Genomic DNA, 15,300 nt, shown 5'->3' on the forward strand with positions numbered 1-15,300 from the left:
GTCAGCCTACGTCGGGCAAGCCGGGCAACAGCTTGTCCAGGGTGATGGGATAGTTGCGCACGCGCACACCGGTGGCGTTGTAGACCGCATTGGCGATCGCAGCGCCGACCCCGCAGATGCCCAACTCGCCCACGCCCTTGGCCTTCATTGGCGAGATCACCGGATCCAGCGTGTCGAGGAAGACCACCTGCTGGTGTGGAATATCGGCGTGCACGGGAACCTCGTATCCCGCCAGGTCGTGGTTGATGAACAAGCCAAGCCGTTTGTCGACCACAAGTTCCTCCATCAGGGTCGCGCCTGCGCCCATCACCATCCCGCCGATGACCTGGCTGCGTGCGGAGAGCGGGTTGAGGATCCGGCCGCCATCGCATACGGCAAGCATCCTGCGGATGCGCGTCTCTCCGGTGTAGGCATGCACGGCAACCTCGCAGAAATGCGCTGCATAGGTGCCGACGTCGTACCCCTGCTTGAAGTTGCCGAAGGCAATGCCGTCCTCTGCCGAAAGCGTCCCCGCTTCGGCCAGGTCGATGGTCCGCCCGCCCGCCTGGATACGGCCATTGGCGAAGTTTGCGGTGTCGCCGTCGAAGCCCAGTTTCTCGCCCACCTTGCGGCGCAGGCTGACGCACGCCGCGTATACGCCTGCGGTGGAGCTTGCCGCGCCCCACTGGCCGCCGGAACCGGCGGAGGCCGGATGGCGGGAGTCGCCGAGGGTCACCTGGACCTGGTCCAGCGGCACGCCCATCGTCTCGGCCGCGGTCTGCGCGATGATCGTGTAGGAGCCGGTGCCGATGTCGGTCATGTCGGTTTCCACGATCACCCCACCCTGGCCGTCAAGCCGCACTCGCGCCGCCGACTTCATCGTCGGCGCGCCGCGATAGCCCGCAGACACGCCCATGCCGACCAGCCAGTGCCCGTCCCTTACCTGCGCCGGCTTGGCGTTGCGCTTGTTCCAGTTGAAGCGCTCCGCGCCCTCGCGCAGGCAGCGCACCAGGTTGCGGTCGGAGAACTTCTTGGACGGATCGCCGGGCACGACCTCGGGTTCGTTGAGGATGCGGAACGCGATCGGGTCGAGGCCCAGCTTCTCGGCCATTTCGTCCATCGCCACTTCCAGCGCCATGTGGCCCGGCGCTTCGCCCGGCGCGCGCATTGCATTGCCTTCGGGCATGTCGAGCGTGGCGATGTAGTTGGCCACCAGGCGGTTGGCGCCTGCATAGAGCTTGGGCGTCTGCAGGGTGCCGTTCTCGCCGTCCTCGCCGTTGATGTTGCCCGACCAGTTCTCATGGGCGATGGCGGAGATCCTGCCGTCTTTCGCGCAACCGATCCGGACGCGTTGGATGGTCGCGTGCCGGTGCGTGGTGTTGTTGGGCATCAACGGGCGTTGCAGCGCGATCTTCACCGGCCGCCCGACCTGCTTGGCGGCCAGTGCAGCCAGCACCGCATCGGCGCGGATGAACAGCTTGCCGCCGAAGCCGCCGCCGATATAGGGCGAGTCCACGCGCACCTTGCCAGCATCGATGCCGAGGATCGCCGCCATGCCCTGCCTGGCCCAGTCGATCATCTGGTTCGAGGTCCACAGGGTGAGCGTGTCCCCTTCCCATGCGGCGATGGTGGCGTGCGGCTCCATCATCGAATGACTTTCGTCGGCTGTGTGGTAGGTCTCGTCGAGCTTGACCGCCGCGCTCGCGTAAGCGCTGTCGAAATCACCCAGCGTCTGCCGGTCGGGCTTGCCACCGCGCCCCTTTGCCAGCGGCGCGGACGGCGCCAGCGCTGGGAAATCGAAGCGCCCCTTGCCGCGCTCGTAGCGGGTGCGGATCAACGCCGCAGCGGCGCGGGCCTGCTCGAAGGTCTCTGCCACCACGCAGGCAATGGCCTGGTGGTAATGGGCGACCTCGGGCCCGCCGAACAATGGCGCATTGTTCCAGTTGGATGTGCCGACCGGTTTGGTCTCCGGTGCGGTGATCACCGCCAGTACGCCGGGGGCGGCACGTGCACGGGAGGCATCCATCGAGATGATGCGCCCCTTGCCGATGCCCGCGCCGACGATGTAGCCGTAGACCTGGTTTGGCGCCACGTCATGGCGCTCGTAGGCATAGGGGGCGGTGCCGGTGGTCTTGCGTGGGCCGTCGATGCGCGGCGTCGACTTGCCGGCCACCTTGGCCTTGTCGAACAGGTTGTCGCCGGCGGGGGCGTTGAATTCGAGGGGCATCAGCGCTCTCCTTCGGCCAGAACGGCGGCGAGGGTGCGCTCGGCAAGCGCGATCTTGAACGCGTTCTCCTGCGTTGGACGGGCACCGGCGAACACCTGCCGGGTCGCGGCCTTGACGCTGTCGCGCAGCAGGGGTTCGGCTGCTTCGATGCGCCACGGCTTCGGCGCGACCCCGCCGAACGCGAATCGCGCCGAGCCGTCACGCTGCACGACCGCGGCGACCGACACCAGTGCGAACGCATAGGACGCGCGGTCACGTACCTTGTGGTACGCGTGCCGGCCGCCCAGCGGTTCCGGCAGCGTGACGTGGGTGATCAGCTCACCGCGCTGCAGCACGTTGTCCTGCTGTGGCGTGTCGCCCGGGGAACGATGGAACTCGGCAATCGGGATGCTGCGCGTGCTGCCATCGCCCTTGACGGTCTGGATCGTAGCGTCCAGCACGCGCAGCGCCACCGCCATATCGCCCGGATAGGTCGCGATGCAGCTGCCCGAGGTACCGATCACCCCCATCTGCCGGGAGAACCCTTCGAGCGCGCCGCAGCCTGATCCAGGCAGGCGCTTGTTGCAGGGCAGATGGGGGTCGTAAAAGTACGGGCAGCGCGTGCGCTGCAGCAGGTTGCCGCCGGTGGTGGCTTTGTTGCGCAGCTGCCCGGACGCGCCTGCCACGATCGCGCGGGTCAGCACACCGTAGTCGCGGCGCACGCGCTCATGCGAGGCCAGCGCGGTATTGGTGACCAGCGTGCCGATGCGCAGGCCGCCGTCGTCTGTAGGTTCGATCCTGTCCAAGCCGATGTCCTGCACATCGACCAGGTGCGCGGGCGTCTCGACCTCCAGCTTCATCAGGTCGAGCAGGTTGGTTCCTCCCGCCAGGAACTTCGCGCCCTCGGTGCCGGCGACGGCCTTGGCGGCCTCGGCAGGAGACTTCGCGCGCTCGTAACTGAAGACTTTCATGAGCGCTCCCTTCCAGAGGCCGCGCCAGCGACCTCTTGCATCGCCTCGGCAATGTTGGAATACGCGCCGCAGCGGCAGAGGTTGCCGCTCATGCGTTCGCGCATTTCCATGTTGGTGGCCTGCGGCCGTGCGCTGACATCGGCCTGCGCATGGCTGGGGACGCCGCGCTTGATCTCGTTCAGTACCGCCACCGCCGAACAGATCTGCCCCGGCGTGCAGTACCCGCACTGGTAGCCGTCATGCTTGATGAAGGCGGCCTGCATCGGATGCAGGTCATCAGGGGTTCCGAGGCCTTCGATGGTAGTGATGGTATCGCCCTGGTGCTGCACCGCCAGGCTGAGGCAGGCATTGATGCGCTCGCCGTTGACCAGCACGGTACAGGCACCGCATTGACCGTGGTCGCAGCCCTTCTTGGTGCCGGTCAGTTTCAGATGTTCGCGCAGGGCGTCGAGCAGCGTGGTCCGCGTGTCCAGCTCGAGCTCACGATGCGTGCCGTTGACGGTCAACGCCACCGTGCTGATGACCGGCGGCCTGGGCGGTGGGGACGCCGCCAGTTCGGCGGCAAGCGATGATGCCCCCGGTGCGGCGGACATCGCCATGGTCGTGGCGCCGCCGGCGATCACCTGGCGACGCGTCAACTTCATTCCTTCGTCCCAACTTGGCACAGTGACCTCCTGGCGTTCGGGGAAACCCCGTGGCTGGATGGACGCGCTCAGACTACCCAAGGGCCACTATGCCCGGCTGGGTAGTACAGATCTGTGAAGCCAGTCCAGGGTGTGCGGGCAACATCGGCCGAGCCTGCTGGCCGGTCATCTTCAACGCCGCCTCTGGCAAACGTGCGCCTGGTGGACAGCGTATTGATGCCCAAGGCGCGCCTCGCTGGTCTGCGGAACTGCGCCATGCGGCGCTCGGATACGGTGCTGCGTCGGTGGTCAGCAGCCGCTGTGGTCCGGGCGAGCTGCCACGGCCGTGCGTGATGCTGGACTCATTGCCGTGTGGATCGACTGCGGGAAGACGCCAGAAGGATGAGCAGCACATAGCAGGCCAACGCCCCCAGGGCCAGGCCCATGGCCTCGAGTTCCCAGTTCCTGCGGTACGGCGAAGGCCCGATGAAGGCCCAGATCAGCAGGAGCGCCCCAATCACGAGCATGGTCTTGTTGGCTGCTGAGATGAGCTTGGCTGCAGAGGGATACCCAAGATTGGGGTCGAACGGGCCGAGCATCCAGCCGAGGCTCTTGAAGTAGTCACGTGCAAGAAAGAACAGGAAGACAAACACCCCCATGAGCACGCTCGCCAGCAGCTGATAGTGCGGTTCCATGGCAGCCTCTTGAGGGGATCTGGCGTTTCCACGCGTGGACGCCCCGCAGCTTAGCCGGATTTACATGAGGAGTGCATCCGTTGGCCGGAAGCGGACGTCAGGGCAATAGTCGAGCATGGCTCGACTTTACAGAGGCGCAGCCTGCGGGCCGACACGCACATGCACCACATGGCTGATGCCACGATGGAACATCTTGGCGTATGGGCAGACGCGTTCGGTGTTGCGCACCAGTTCGCAGGCCAGGTTCGCATCCATGCCGGGAAGATGGACCACGATCTCAGCAGACAGCAGGTACAGCCCATCTGCCGGATCACGGGCGAAGGTGACCGTCACTTCGACGCTGGGGTTGCGCAGCAGCAGGCCGGCACGCGCGGCCATCAGCACCATGGCGCCGTGGAAGCAGCCGGCGTAGCTTGCGGCCAATAGCTGCTCGGGATTCGATCCGCCGCCAGGCCCACCGAGTTCCGGCGGCAGGCGCAGGTCCACCGCCAGTGCACCGTCGTCCGATCGCACCACGCCAGACGCGCGCCCGTGCTGGGCCTGGCCGCCGCTCACCCGCACGCGGCCGGTGTACAGCGGCTGCACGTCGTCGCCCTGGTAGCGGTCCAGCATGGCGGGCGAAGGTGGCTTCAGCTCGGTCATTGGCAGGCGATCGATGGCCGCTCAGGCGGGCTGCCGCTGCAACAGACCTGACTGCTGCAGCCAGGCGTCGAAGCCGACCTGCCCCAGCCACGCCTGCCCCACCGGCACCAGCGTATCGATCTGCAGCGGCGCGCCGAAATACAGTGCCTCGGGGTCTGCCACGACCTGCCGCGGGTCGCCGGTCCGCTGCAGATACTGCCTGGCCAGATCCGCCATCGCGGCGCGCTGGGGGCCCGCAATTTCCACTACGCCATTGCGGGATGGCTGCTGCGCGATGCGTGCCACCGCTTCGGCAACATCCTCGGCGGCAATCGGCTGTACGTCGGCGTCCGGCAGCTGCAGGGTCGCCCCATTGCCGGCGGACTGGATGATGCCCGGCAGGAACTCGAAGAACTGCGTGGAATGGATGATGGTGTACGGCAGGCCAGAATCGCGGATCAGGCGTTCCTGGGCGATTTTGCCGCGGAAGTAGCCGCTGGCCGCAAGCTTGTCGGTGCCTACGACGGAAAGCGCAACGTGGTGGCGTACGCCGGCACGGGCGGCGGCGGTCAGAATCTTGTGGCCGGCGGTCACGAAGAACGAAAGCACTGCCGCATCTTCGAACGAGGGCGAGTTGGCCAGGTCCACCACCACGTCGACGCCTTCCATGGCGGCGTCCAGGCCTTCACCGGTCAGCACATCCACCCCGGTGGAGGGCGCTGCCACCACGATGTCATGCCCGGCGGTGCGCAGGCGCTCCACCACCTTGCTGCCGATGCGGCCGGTACCACCGATGACGAGGAATTTCATGACGTGTCTCCTGGAATGTAGAAAGGGCGACCGAGTGTGGCCGGGCAAGCTGGAAGCGTAGGCAGCGTGGGCGCGGGGCAGTAGGTCCGCGCTGGGGCGCGCACTGTTGCCCGGTACGCACCAATGCGTTCAGGCCCAGGCGGGCTGTGCGCCAGGCTTCAGATGGGTGGCCTGCTGGCGTGCTTCCCAGTGCGAGATCAAATCCAGCTCGAGCGCGCGCACCCGCTGCGTGCTGAAGTCGATGAAGGCCCGCACGCGCTTGGGAAGCTGGCGGCGGCTGAGATAGCACAGATAGTGGCCGCGATCGAGCGGCGCATGCCGATCCAGGCAGGTCACCACCCTGCCCGCCCACAGCGCTTCACGCACCTGATAGTTGGGCAGCTGGGCGATGCCCAACCCGTCGATGACCGCCTGCAGGGCGAGGTCGGCATCGTTGAACACCAGTGCGGCCGGCGGCTGCAGGTGCACATCGGTGCCGTCGACCCGGAATTCCCAGGGCTGCATGCGCCCACCCGGCAGGCGCCGCCCGATGCAGGCATGCGTGGACAGCGCATCCACCGACGCCGGTAGACCATGCGCCTGTACGTACGCCGGTGATGCACACACCACCAGCTGCATCGGCACCAGCTGCTTGGCGATCACCTGGCTGTCTTCCAGCAGGCCGTCGCGGAACGCCACATCGATGCGGTCACCAGCCAGGTCGGGGGCCTGCTCGTCCAGCAGCAGTTCTACAGAGACCTGCGGGTACTCGGCGCGGAAGGCGGCCAGCAAGGGGGCGATCACCCGCCGGCCGAAGCCGTGGCTGGCACTGATGCGCAGGTGCCCGCGCGGCGGGCCCTCGCGCAGGTCGCGCATTTCCTCCAGCGCCTGCAGGATGCAGTTCACGCCCGGGTTGCAGCCCTCCAGGAACAGCTCGCCTTCGCGGGTCAGCGTGGTCGAGCGCGTGGTGCGCAGGAACAACCGAACGCCCAGCTGGCTTTCCAGCTTCTGCACGCTGCGGCTGACGGCCGAACGGCCGATGCCAAGGCGGTCGGCCGCGCGGGCGAAACTGCCCTCGGCCGCCACTGCAATGAAGGCCAGCACGCCGGCGTAGCTGGTGGAGAAGGATGCATTGAGCGCATCGTGGCCGTCGCTGGCCGGGCTGGGCTGTGCGGTGTTCATGGGCGGCCTGGCTCCAGGCGGGCACGTTGTGCGTGCAGGTGGTTCCGCGCCAGCGCCAGGCGCTGCCTGCACGCGGAAAGGTCGAGCCCCAGCAGGGGCACGATGTCCTCGAACCCGGCGCCCAGCACGTCGTGCAGCAACAGCACCGCACGTGCATCGGGCGGCAATTCGCGCAGTGCGGCCAGGAAGGTCTGCCAGACCTGTTCGCTGGCAGGGCGGAATGCGGTGCGCAGGTGCGATGAGGTGTCCATGCCCGGCAGACGGCCGAGCATCGGCCGCTGTGACAGGCCATTGGTGTTTTTCATGCAACAGCGTGCGGCCCTGCCCCGGCCTACCGGCAGTGCGGGCGCAGGCCTAGCCTCGCTGTGTCCTTCACTCGCTACAGGAATACGCCATGACCGCACGTCTGGATTACGCCGCGCAATCGCCGGAACTGTTCAAGAAGCTCGGCCTGTACTCGCATGCCGCCCATACCGCGTCGATCGAAGCGGCCATCATCGATCTGGTCAACATCCGTGCATCGCAGCTCAACGGCTGCGGCTTCTGCCTGGACATGCACGTGAAGGAGGCCACCCTGCGCGGCGAGCGCCCACTGCGCCTGCATCACCTGGCGGCATGGCGTGAATCGACGCTGTTCAGCCCGCGCGAGCGCGCCTGCCTGGCCTGGACCGAAGTGCTGACCCAGCTGCCGGCGCAGGGTGTGCCCGACGAGCTGTACGCGCGCGTGCGCGGCCAGCTGTCCGAGCAGGAGATCGTCGACCTGACCCACGCGGTGATGGCGATCAACGCCTGGAACCGCGCGAACGTCGCCTTCCGTACTTCGCCCGGCACCCTGGACGCGGCCTTTGGCCTGGACAAGGCCGGCCTGGCCTGATCGATCCGCCGCTGCCCCATGCAGCGGCCCTCCCCTACCGCACTGGAGACCTGCCATGCGTCGTTCTGTTCTGGCCCTGCTTGCGCTGCTGCCACTGTGCAGCGCTGCTGCCACCCCGCCCCCTGCTGCGCCCGAGCCCCTGGTGCGCGAGGTGATGACCCACGCCCTGCCGGAGCAGCCCGGCAAGGAAGCGCTGATCCTTACCGTGGAATATCCGCCGGGTGGCGCCGATCCGGTGCACCGCCACGATGCCCATGGCTTCGTCTACGTCCTGGAAGGACGGATCGTGATGGGCGTGGCCGGCGGCAAGGAAGTCACCCTCGGCCCGGGCGAGGCCTTCCATGAAGGCCCGGCCGATCTGCACACCGTGGGCCGTAACGCCAGCGCTACCGAGCCGGCGAAGTTCGTGGTGTTCCTGATCAAGGACATCGGCAAGCCGGCAGTTCTGCCACCGCACTGATCGCACGTCCGGCGCTGGCACCAACGACGGGTCCCCGGGTGTCACAATCCGGGGACCTGTCCCGTCTACGCTGGCATGGACGATTCCACTGCGCTGTTCTCCCGCCTCCGCCCGCGCCTGTTCGGCGTGGCCTACCGCATGCTCGGGTCTTCGCACGAAGCCGAAGACGTGGTGCAGGATGTCTGGCTGCGCTGGCATGGCGCCGACCAGTCACAGATCGAGAATCCCGAAGCCTGGCTGGTGGCCACCACCACCCGTCGCGCCATTGATGGCCTGCGCCTGGCACGGCATACGCGCGAGCACTATGTCGGCATGTGGTTGCCGGAGCCGCTGCTGACCGATGACACCAGCACCCCTGAATATGTGCTGGAAACCGCCAGCGATCTGTCGGTCGCCTTCCTCAGCGTGCTGGAACGGTTGGCCCCGGATGCGCGTGCGGCCTTCCTGCTGCACGATGTGTTCGATCAGGACTACGCGGTGGTCGCGCGCACCCTGGACAAGACAGAAGCCGCCTGCCGGCAGATCGTGCATCGCGCACGCCAGCAGCTCAGGCAGGAGCGCCCGCGCTACAACGTCCCGCAGGACGTGCACCAGAGATTGCTGCGCCGTTTCGCCGAGGCCGCATCCAGTGGCGATTTCCGAACGATGAAGGCACTGATGGCCGAGTCGGCCGAGCTGGTGGGTGACGGCGGCGGCATCGTCACCAGCTTCCCCAAACCGATGGTCGGGGGCGCACGCATTGCCCAGCTGCTGTATGCGCCGCACCTGCGGCGCAGCGCGCAATTGCGGATGGTGCCGGCCATGCTCAACGGACGGCTGGGGCTGCTGCGCTATTTCGATGGCGAGCTGGAAGCGGCGATGGCCTTCGAGACCGATGGCGAACGGATCACGCAGATCCTGGTGCAACGCAACCCGCACAAGCTGCAGCGGCTGGCACTGCCCACCGCCATCCAGTAGATCCACGCCAGGCGTGGATGGCGTCCGTTGTCGGCCTCGTTCTTGCGGGATTCGACCGGGGCGCCGATGCGCCCCGATCGTTGACGTCTGCCTGCGCAATGGCCGCAGGACCCGATCAGAAGTCCCAGAACACCGGTACCCAGCGGAAGGTCTCGCCCTCCAGCGACACCCGGCCCACTGACGGGAACGGAAGATGCGTGGCCACCAGCATTTCGCCAGTGCCTGCCAGTTCCTTCAGCAGGGCGATGCGGACGCGCGCGGATTCCTCCGGGTCGTGCTCGAAGCCGTTGTGCCAGTTCGGCTGGTCGAAGCCGACCGCGAACACCGCGTCACCGGCGAAGGTCAGGGCCTGCCCGGCAGACGCCACGCGCACCACGCAGTGGCCTGGGGTATGCCCTCCGGTGCGGCGGGCCATCACGCCCGGCGCGATCTGCTGTTCGTCCTGGAAGGTGTGCACGTAGCCGCTGTACTCGGCCCAGAAGTGCTTGGCCGTGGCGCGCAGCGCATCGGGGAACCCCTGCGGCATGTTGGTGCGGCTGAAGTCCGGCGACTTCCAGAACTCCACCTCCGCCGCGGCCACGTGGATCTTCAGGTCCGGGCGCAGCTGTTCCTTTACGCCTTCAACCAGCAGCCCGCCGACGTGGTCCATGTGCATGTGGGTGATCACCACATCGGTGATTTCGCCCAGGTTGATGCCGGCGGCACCGAGGCGGCGGATCAACTGGCCGGCGCGCGGCAGCTGCAGGTCCGGGTCCATGCCCAGGCCGGCATCGATGAGGATGGTGCGATCACCGCTGTGCACCACCATCACGTTCAATGCCCAGTCGAAGGCATCCTGTGGCAGGTACATCTCTTCGAACCATTCGGCACGGTCGGCGGCCGGAACGTTGTGGCCGAGCATCTGGGTGGGCAACGGCAGGACGCCATCGCTGATCACCAGCACTTCGACGTCGCCCACCTTGAGGGCGTAGCGCGAGGGCACCAGTTCATCGAGGGCGGGGGCAATGGGCGCGGCGGTGTTTTCCAGACTGAACATGAGGGATCTCCACGAAGGGGCATTGGGCGGGCAGCGATGCAAGGCTGGCGCGAACGATTCCGGGCGCTTTCCCACGGCGCAGGGCGTGGCGTTGCCAAGGCACGGATGCCTGGCAGGCCAGCGCTGCAGGGTTCATGGGAAGACGGGCCACTGCGCAAGCGGTGGGCCCGGAACACGGCGTGTGCCGTGTGCGATCAGCCTAGGCAGCACACCGTTGCTGCGGTAGGCCCGTGGAGGGGGACGTGATGTTGCATTCCGGGAAGCAATGCGAATCACATACCCAGATCAGACAGCCCGGGATGATCATCCGGGCGACGCCCCAGCGGCCAGTGGAACCTGCGGTCGCTTTCCTTGATCGGCATGTCGTTGATGCACGAAAAGCGGCGCTGCATCAGGCCATCGGCGCCGAACTCCCAGTTCTCGTTTCCATAGGAGCGAAACCAGTTGCCGGAGTCGTCATGCCACTCATAGGCGTAGCGCACGGCAATACGGTTGTCGGTGAAGGCCCACAGCTCCTTGATCAGCCGGTACTCAAGCTCCTTGTTCCACTTGCGGGCCAGGAACTGCCGGGCCTCCTCGCGGCCATGGGTGAACTCGGCACGGTTGCGCCACTGGGTGTCCAGCGAATAGGCCAGCGAAACCCTGTCAGCATCGCGGGAGTTCCAGCCATCTTCGGCAAGACGAACCTTCTCGATGGCCGATTCACGGGTGAACGGGGGAAGTGGCGGACGGGGTGCTTCAATGGACACGGTGGGGCCTCCAATCAAGTGGATGAACGGGGTGCTTCGACGGGTTTTGATCACTGAGGCGTCAGCGCCTGGCCTGCTCCAACAACACCTTTGCAACATCCCTTGCGGTATCTGCGGCGGTGTAGTCGCCCATCACGCGCGAGACGGTGATGGCGCCTTCCATGAGAACCAGAAGCTGCCGCGCCAATGCAGCGGGCTGCTTGATATCCAGTTGCGTGGTGAGTTCCAGCGTGTAATCCAGCAGCTTCTGCTTGTGATGTCTGGCGATGTGGCGAATCGGATCGTCGGGATCGCCAACCTCGCCTGCGGTGTTGATGAAGGCACAGCCGCGATAACCCTCGGACTGGAACCAGCCCTTGAGCACGGTGAACATGCCGAGGATGCGTGCTTCCGGGGTGTCGGCCTTGTCGCACTCCTGCTGGAACCAGGTGAGCCAGCGCACGTCGCGCGCGTTCAGTGCCGCAGCGGCCACCTGGTCCTTGTTTTCGAAATGACGGTAGATGCTCTTCCGGGCAACGCCGGAGGTCTTCACCAGCAGGTCCATGCCGGTGGCGTGGATTCCGTTCTGGTAGATCAGCGCCTCGGCCGTGGCCAGGATCTTCTGCTGAGTATCGGAGGTAGTTGTGTTCACGACGCCAAGGTAGAACGATCGTTCTACCCTGTCAACGGGTGGCGCGGCGACCTCTCGCGCGGGCAAGCTCGCGCAGGACGATCTATCAAGAAATTCGTACATGTCATCATCCAGGCGCCTGATTTCGGTCGCAAAGTACGTCTCACCACCCACCCATGAGACGCCTCGCATGAACACCTTTGCCCGTACCCTGGCCGTTGCCGCCCTCGCCCTCTCGGTCCAGGCCGGCCTGTCCGCGCAGGCCGCCGAACCGGCCAAGCCGGCTGCAATCACCAGCATCGCGCGCACCGCCAGCTACATCACCACCACCGATGGCGTGCAGCTCTACTACAAGGATTGGGGCCCGAAGGATGGTCCGGTCGTCACCTTCAGCCACGGCTGGCCGCTGAACTCGGACAGCTGGGAATCGCAGATGATCTTCCTGGCCAACCACGGCTACCGCGTCATCGCGCATGACCGTCGTGGCCACGGCCGTTCCAGCCAGCCCTGGGAGGGCAACGACATGGATCACTACGCCGATGACCTGGCCACGGTGATCAACACGCTGGACCTGCACGATGTCACCCTGGTGGGCTTCTCCACCGGCGGCGGTGAAGTGGCGCGCTACATCGGCCGTCATGGCACCGGCCGGGTGAAGAAGGCGGTGCTGATCAGCTCGGTGCCGCCGTTGATGCTGAAGACCGCCGATAACCCCAATGGTCTGCCGATGGAAGTGTTCGATGGCATCCGCAAGGCGCAGATGGACAACCGCGCACAGCTGTACAAGGACATCCCGTCCGGGCCGTTCTACGGCTTCAATCGCCCGGGTGCAAAGGTGTCGCAGGGCCTGATCGATGCCTGGTGGGCGCAGGGCATGCAGGGTGGCCACAAGAACACCTACGATTCGATCGCCGCGTTCTCGGCTACCGACTTCCGCGCCGACCTGAAGAAGTTCGATGTGCCGACGCTGGTGATTCACGGTGATGACGATCAGATCGTGCCGATCGACATCTCCGGCCGCCAGTCAGCGAAGCTGATCAAGGGCGCCAGGCTGATTGTTTACCCGGGCGCGCCGCACGGCCTGACCGACACCCATAAGGACAAGGTCAACCAGGATCTGCTGAGCTTCCTGCAGGAGAAGTGAGTAACCGGGGCTCCGGCATCGTGCCGGAGCCCGTCTCACATCAGAGTGTTTCTGCCCCGCCGCGTGTCCGTTCCCGGTCGGCGCCGTCCATGCGTGGATTCGGGCGGTGCAGAATTTCATCCGGGCCCGGCTGCAAGGGCGTGGAAATGGGCATGCCAGAACCTCGGCACCTGGCAGTAATCCTCTGCCCCTCGTTCGCAAGATAACTCGGCTTTACACGGAGCGAGCAGGTAATCTGAAAATACGCGTTCGTGAAGGTGGTCACGGTTAAGTCCGGAGAAAGTCAATACCTTCAATCTCGCTGCAACGTAATTGTTGAAAATGCGAGTGGATTCCGGGCGGGCCAACAATCAGCTGTGACATGGAGGTAGGGATGTGCACGGTATCTGGCAGGTCTTCAGCAAAGCTTGCGGCTCTCCTTTATCTGATGATTGCCTCCTGCATCGCCGCGATCATGCCGGTTGGCGCCAAAGAGGGCCGATCACTTGTGCTTGTCAGACTCTCACCTGAGCAGGGGGCGGTCCTGGCAACCGGGCTACTCAGGGGGGTGTTGAGGCCAATCAACGGCTGTGTCTACTTCGTGGATCCAGGTGGCACGGCATATCTTGCAGCATGGCCTCACGATTACTCGCTGGCCATGAAGGGGGGCGTTCCCGTAGGCGTGCAGGATGAACGATCGGGGGAAATAATGGAATTCGGAATCGCCGCATCATTCGGAGGGGGGCATGGAGGTGAATCGCTCCGTTCGAGTCTTGCTGCGTCCATTCCGGATGCCTGTACTGGCCCACTCATGACGATTCACTTGATGCGTCAGGCAAAGGAGCATGATTAGTCTGCGCACGAAGCTATCCATGCGTGCCCTGACATTGTCCGCCCTCGGTGCGTTCGCATTCTCCCTGCACGGCCAGCCGATAACTGGCAACCCCACGGCACACACCTACTCGCGAACGTTCAATGTATCTGAGGCCGAAGCAAAATACAGGTCGATGAAATCGATCTCTGCGGCAGCGCTGGAAGCCCGGATCCAGGCATCTGAGCCGGATACGTTTGGTGGCTTGTACGTTGAACATGAGCCAGAATTCAAGATCGTAGTGCTGTTCACGAAGAGGCCGAAAGAGACCTTGGCAAAGTACACGCAGGATCCTGTATTTACCGGCCGCACTTCCGCTCAATCGCTCGAGATGCTCCTGGCGACCCAGGCCGAGGCAGAGGCCCAGCTTCTCGCAAAGAAGCTTGGGTTCGAGTCGGGCGTTGATATCAAGCGGTCCATTGTGACCTTTTACGTGAAGGACGAAGCGGCCGCTAGACGCGTACTGCGGCCATTGCTGGGCGCTGTCGATTTCATGGCGATCAAGCAAGTGAAAGGCTTTACTGTCACTACCGCAATCTCCGGCGGCCATAAGTTGACCGGTACTGCCTTCAGTTGCACTACTGGCTTCAACGTCTTCGACGCAGATCGTGAGCTTGGCGTCCTCACGGCCGGTCACTGTGACAATACGCTGACCTATCAGGGCATTGCCGCGCCTCTCGTTTTCCAGAGCGAGCAGAACGTAGGCGACTACGATGTCCAGTGGCATAAAGAGCCGCCCAGGGGCCCGCGCCACGCGCAGACAAATGAAATCTCCCTGATCAATGGTCCGTCGCAGACGCTCGAAATAACCAGCACACTCCCCTCCAGTTCGACGCATGTGGGGGATGTGATCTGCAAGAGTGGAATTCATGGCCACTACGCATGCGGGACCATTGAGGATATGAATTCAAGGTCCAATCATAATGGGGCCATAGGCAGGTACATCCGTGCACGCAACCTTTCTCCAGGCCCTCTCAGCGTCGAAGGGGACAGCGGTGGGCCGGTCTTTTCGAACAATGCGGCCGTCGGCGTCATTCACGGCCGGGGCGGTGAAGACACGGGATTTGAGAACGACCTGTTCTACATGCCCATCGAGCGGGTTTCAGCACTTGGCGTTACCGTATTGACGGAGGCCTTTGAAGTCACCGGCATCGCAGATCGCACAGAAAATTATTTCAGGCCATTTTCCGTTCCGGTTGCGTACAAGGGAGTTCCGAAGTTCCCTATAGAGTTGACGCTGGAGCGCCCGGTGTGCCCGAGCGGGCCCTGCGAACCCGCCACGGAAACGTTGCCGGACAAGATGCCCTCCCCGCTCAACTACACATGGGCCTGCTTCTACCCCATCGTGCTCTACCCGCCTCCCGTCATTCCCCCTCCCCCGTTGACCTGGAGGGAGCGGATTACCTTGAAGGATGCGTCTGGAATCACCGCCGAGCCCGTTGAGTACAACCTGCACTGCAGTGGATGCCCTGATTGTCCATAGCCCGCATCTGTTGATGAGTGCAGTGCTGGAACCACGTGCGTGGATTCTTCGTCAGCCGAGCATGGCTCGGC

The 15,300-nt window shown here is 64.9% G+C and carries 16 protein-coding genes; 5 read left to right on the top strand and 11 right to left on the bottom strand.

The genetic code is table 11. The features are described 5' to 3' along the window. Window position 1: 1 nt before the first annotated feature. The 8 genes from paoC to N7573_RS00815 all read right to left on the bottom strand — a co-directional run bounded on the left by paoC (window position 2) and on the right by N7573_RS00815 (window position 7,371). Complete coding sequence (paoC, locus tag N7573_RS00780; RefSeq protein ID WP_279911769.1) at window positions 2–2,206, bottom strand: aldehyde oxidoreductase molybdenum-binding subunit PaoC; 2,205 nt, start codon at window positions 2,204–2,206, stop codon at window positions 2–4. Beyond that, window positions 2,206–3,156 carry a xanthine dehydrogenase family protein subunit M gene (locus N7573_RS00785; RefSeq protein ID WP_279911770.1) on the bottom strand — a complete coding sequence of 317 codons (951 nt, stop codon included), beginning with the start codon at window positions 3,154–3,156 and terminating at the stop codon, window positions 2,206–2,208. Before N7573_RS00785 ends, paoC begins: the two co-directional genes overlap by 1 nt. Beyond that, on the bottom strand, window positions 3,153–3,800 hold the full coding sequence (gene paoA / locus N7573_RS00790; protein ID WP_279911771.1) for an aldehyde dehydrogenase iron-sulfur subunit PaoA: 648 nt from the start codon (window positions 3,798–3,800) through the stop codon (window positions 3,153–3,155). The genes N7573_RS00785 and paoA overlap by 4 nt, the downstream gene beginning before the upstream one ends. A gap of 341 nt (window positions 3,801–4,141) precedes the next feature. Further along, window positions 4,142–4,474 carry a hypothetical protein gene (locus N7573_RS00795; protein ID WP_032127302.1) on the bottom strand — a complete coding sequence of 111 codons (333 nt, stop codon included), beginning with the start codon at window positions 4,472–4,474 and terminating at the stop codon, window positions 4,142–4,144. 126 nt (window positions 4,475–4,600) lie between these two features. Next, window positions 4,601–5,116: an Ohr family peroxiredoxin gene (locus tag N7573_RS00800; protein ID WP_279911772.1), complete on the bottom strand. Its 516-nt coding sequence runs from the start codon at window positions 5,114–5,116 to the stop codon at window positions 4,601–4,603. 21 nt (window positions 5,117–5,137) lie between these two features. Continuing rightward, window positions 5,138–5,905, bottom strand: coding sequence for an SDR family oxidoreductase (locus N7573_RS00805; RefSeq protein WP_279911773.1), 768 nt, complete (start codon window positions 5,903–5,905; stop codon window positions 5,138–5,140). Window positions 5,906–6,034: 129 nt separating this feature from the next. Continuing rightward, window positions 6,035–7,066: a LysR family transcriptional regulator gene (locus N7573_RS00810; protein ID WP_279911774.1), complete on the bottom strand. Its 1,032-nt coding sequence runs from the start codon at window positions 7,064–7,066 to the stop codon at window positions 6,035–6,037. Next, entirely contained in the window at window positions 7,063–7,371 is a 309-nt protein-coding gene (locus N7573_RS00815) for a sigma factor-like helix-turn-helix DNA-binding protein (protein ID WP_279911775.1), read from the bottom strand. The genes N7573_RS00810 and N7573_RS00815 overlap by 4 nt, the downstream gene beginning before the upstream one ends. Before the next feature lie 89 nt (window positions 7,372–7,460). Between N7573_RS00815 and N7573_RS00820 the strand changes: the two genes are divergently transcribed. The 3 genes from N7573_RS00820 to N7573_RS00830 all read left to right on the top strand — a co-directional run bounded on the left by N7573_RS00820 (window position 7,461) and on the right by N7573_RS00830 (window position 9,357). Then, the gene (locus N7573_RS00820; RefSeq protein ID WP_279911776.1) at window positions 7,461–7,940 is read left to right on the top strand and encodes a carboxymuconolactone decarboxylase family protein; all 480 of its coding nucleotides are present in this window, start codon (window positions 7,461–7,463) and stop codon (window positions 7,938–7,940) included. A 55-nt stretch (window positions 7,941–7,995) separates the two neighbouring features. Beyond that, the gene (locus tag N7573_RS00825; protein WP_279911777.1) at window positions 7,996–8,400 is read left to right on the top strand and encodes a cupin domain-containing protein; all 405 of its coding nucleotides are present in this window, start codon (window positions 7,996–7,998) and stop codon (window positions 8,398–8,400) included. A gap of 75 nt (window positions 8,401–8,475) precedes the next feature. Next, complete coding sequence (locus tag N7573_RS00830; protein ID WP_279911778.1) at window positions 8,476–9,357, top strand: RNA polymerase sigma-70 factor; 882 nt, start codon at window positions 8,476–8,478, stop codon at window positions 9,355–9,357. Between the two features lie 115 nt (window positions 9,358–9,472). Here N7573_RS00830 and N7573_RS00835 read toward each other — a convergent pair whose 3' ends face one another. The 3 genes from N7573_RS00835 to N7573_RS00845 all read right to left on the bottom strand — a co-directional run bounded on the left by N7573_RS00835 (window position 9,473) and on the right by N7573_RS00845 (window position 11,773). Beyond that, window positions 9,473–10,393 carry an MBL fold metallo-hydrolase gene (locus N7573_RS00835; RefSeq protein ID WP_277778442.1) on the bottom strand — a complete coding sequence of 307 codons (921 nt, stop codon included), beginning with the start codon at window positions 10,391–10,393 and terminating at the stop codon, window positions 9,473–9,475. Between the two features lie 272 nt (window positions 10,394–10,665). Next, a complete protein-coding gene (locus N7573_RS00840; protein WP_279911780.1) occupies window positions 10,666–11,142 on the bottom strand; it encodes a nuclear transport factor 2 family protein in 477 nt (158 codons plus the stop codon). Window positions 11,143–11,203: 61 nt separating this feature from the next. Further along, the gene (locus tag N7573_RS00845; RefSeq protein ID WP_279911861.1) at window positions 11,204–11,773 is read right to left on the bottom strand and encodes a TetR family transcriptional regulator; all 570 of its coding nucleotides are present in this window, start codon (window positions 11,771–11,773) and stop codon (window positions 11,204–11,206) included. Between the two features lie 169 nt (window positions 11,774–11,942). Here N7573_RS00845 and N7573_RS00850 point away from each other — a divergent pair, with 169 nt between their 5' ends. Together N7573_RS00850 and N7573_RS00855 are read left to right on the top strand one after the other, a co-directional pair. Next, window positions 11,943–12,896 carry an alpha/beta hydrolase gene (locus tag N7573_RS00850; protein WP_279911781.1) on the top strand — a complete coding sequence of 318 codons (954 nt, stop codon included), beginning with the start codon at window positions 11,943–11,945 and terminating at the stop codon, window positions 12,894–12,896. 851 nt (window positions 12,897–13,747) lie between these two features. Further along, window positions 13,748–15,229 carry a S1 family peptidase gene (locus N7573_RS00855; RefSeq protein ID WP_279911782.1) on the top strand — a complete coding sequence of 494 codons (1,482 nt, stop codon included), beginning with the start codon at window positions 13,748–13,750 and terminating at the stop codon, window positions 15,227–15,229. Window positions 15,230–15,300: the final 71 nt, after the last annotated feature.

The sequence above is a fragment of the Stenotrophomonas sp. GD04054 genome, from assembly GCF_029836955.1.
Taxonomy (GTDB): domain Bacteria; phylum Pseudomonadota; class Gammaproteobacteria; order Xanthomonadales; family Xanthomonadaceae; genus Stenotrophomonas; species Stenotrophomonas maltophilia_A.

Excerpts from the sequence above, each read along its gene's own strand:
- paoC (WP_279911769.1), bottom strand. The coding sequence starts at position 2,206 with ATGCCCCTCGAATTCAACGCCCCCGCCGGCGACAACCTGTTCGACAAG.
- N7573_RS00785 (WP_279911770.1), bottom strand. The coding sequence starts at position 3,156 with ATGAAAGTCTTCAGTTACGAGCGCGCGAAGTCTCCTGCCGAGGCCGCC.
- paoA (WP_279911771.1), bottom strand. The coding sequence starts at position 3,800 with ATGAAGTTGACGCGTCGCCAGGTGATCGCCGGCGGCGCCACGACCATG.
- N7573_RS00795 (WP_032127302.1), bottom strand. The coding sequence starts at position 4,474 with ATGGAACCGCACTATCAGCTGCTGGCGAGCGTGCTCATGGGGGTGTTT.
- N7573_RS00800 (WP_279911772.1), bottom strand. The coding sequence starts at position 5,116 with ATGACCGAGCTGAAGCCACCTTCGCCCGCCATGCTGGACCGCTACCAG.
- N7573_RS00805 (WP_279911773.1), bottom strand. The coding sequence starts at position 5,905 with ATGAAATTCCTCGTCATCGGTGGTACCGGCCGCATCGGCAGCAAGGTG.
- N7573_RS00810 (WP_279911774.1), bottom strand. The coding sequence starts at position 7,066 with ATGAACACCGCACAGCCCAGCCCGGCCAGCGACGGCCACGATGCGCTC.
- N7573_RS00815 (WP_279911775.1), bottom strand. The coding sequence starts at position 7,371 with ATGAAAAACACCAATGGCCTGTCACAGCGGCCGATGCTCGGCCGTCTG.
- N7573_RS00820 (WP_279911776.1), top strand. The coding sequence starts at position 7,461 with ATGACCGCACGTCTGGATTACGCCGCGCAATCGCCGGAACTGTTCAAG.
- N7573_RS00825 (WP_279911777.1), top strand. The coding sequence starts at position 7,996 with ATGCGTCGTTCTGTTCTGGCCCTGCTTGCGCTGCTGCCACTGTGCAGC.
- N7573_RS00830 (WP_279911778.1), top strand. The coding sequence starts at position 8,476 with ATGGACGATTCCACTGCGCTGTTCTCCCGCCTCCGCCCGCGCCTGTTC.
- N7573_RS00835 (WP_277778442.1), bottom strand. The coding sequence starts at position 10,393 with ATGTTCAGTCTGGAAAACACCGCCGCGCCCATTGCCCCCGCCCTCGAT.
- N7573_RS00850 (WP_279911781.1), top strand. The coding sequence starts at position 11,943 with ATGAACACCTTTGCCCGTACCCTGGCCGTTGCCGCCCTCGCCCTCTCG.
- N7573_RS00855 (WP_279911782.1), top strand. The coding sequence starts at position 13,748 with ATGCGTGCCCTGACATTGTCCGCCCTCGGTGCGTTCGCATTCTCCCTG.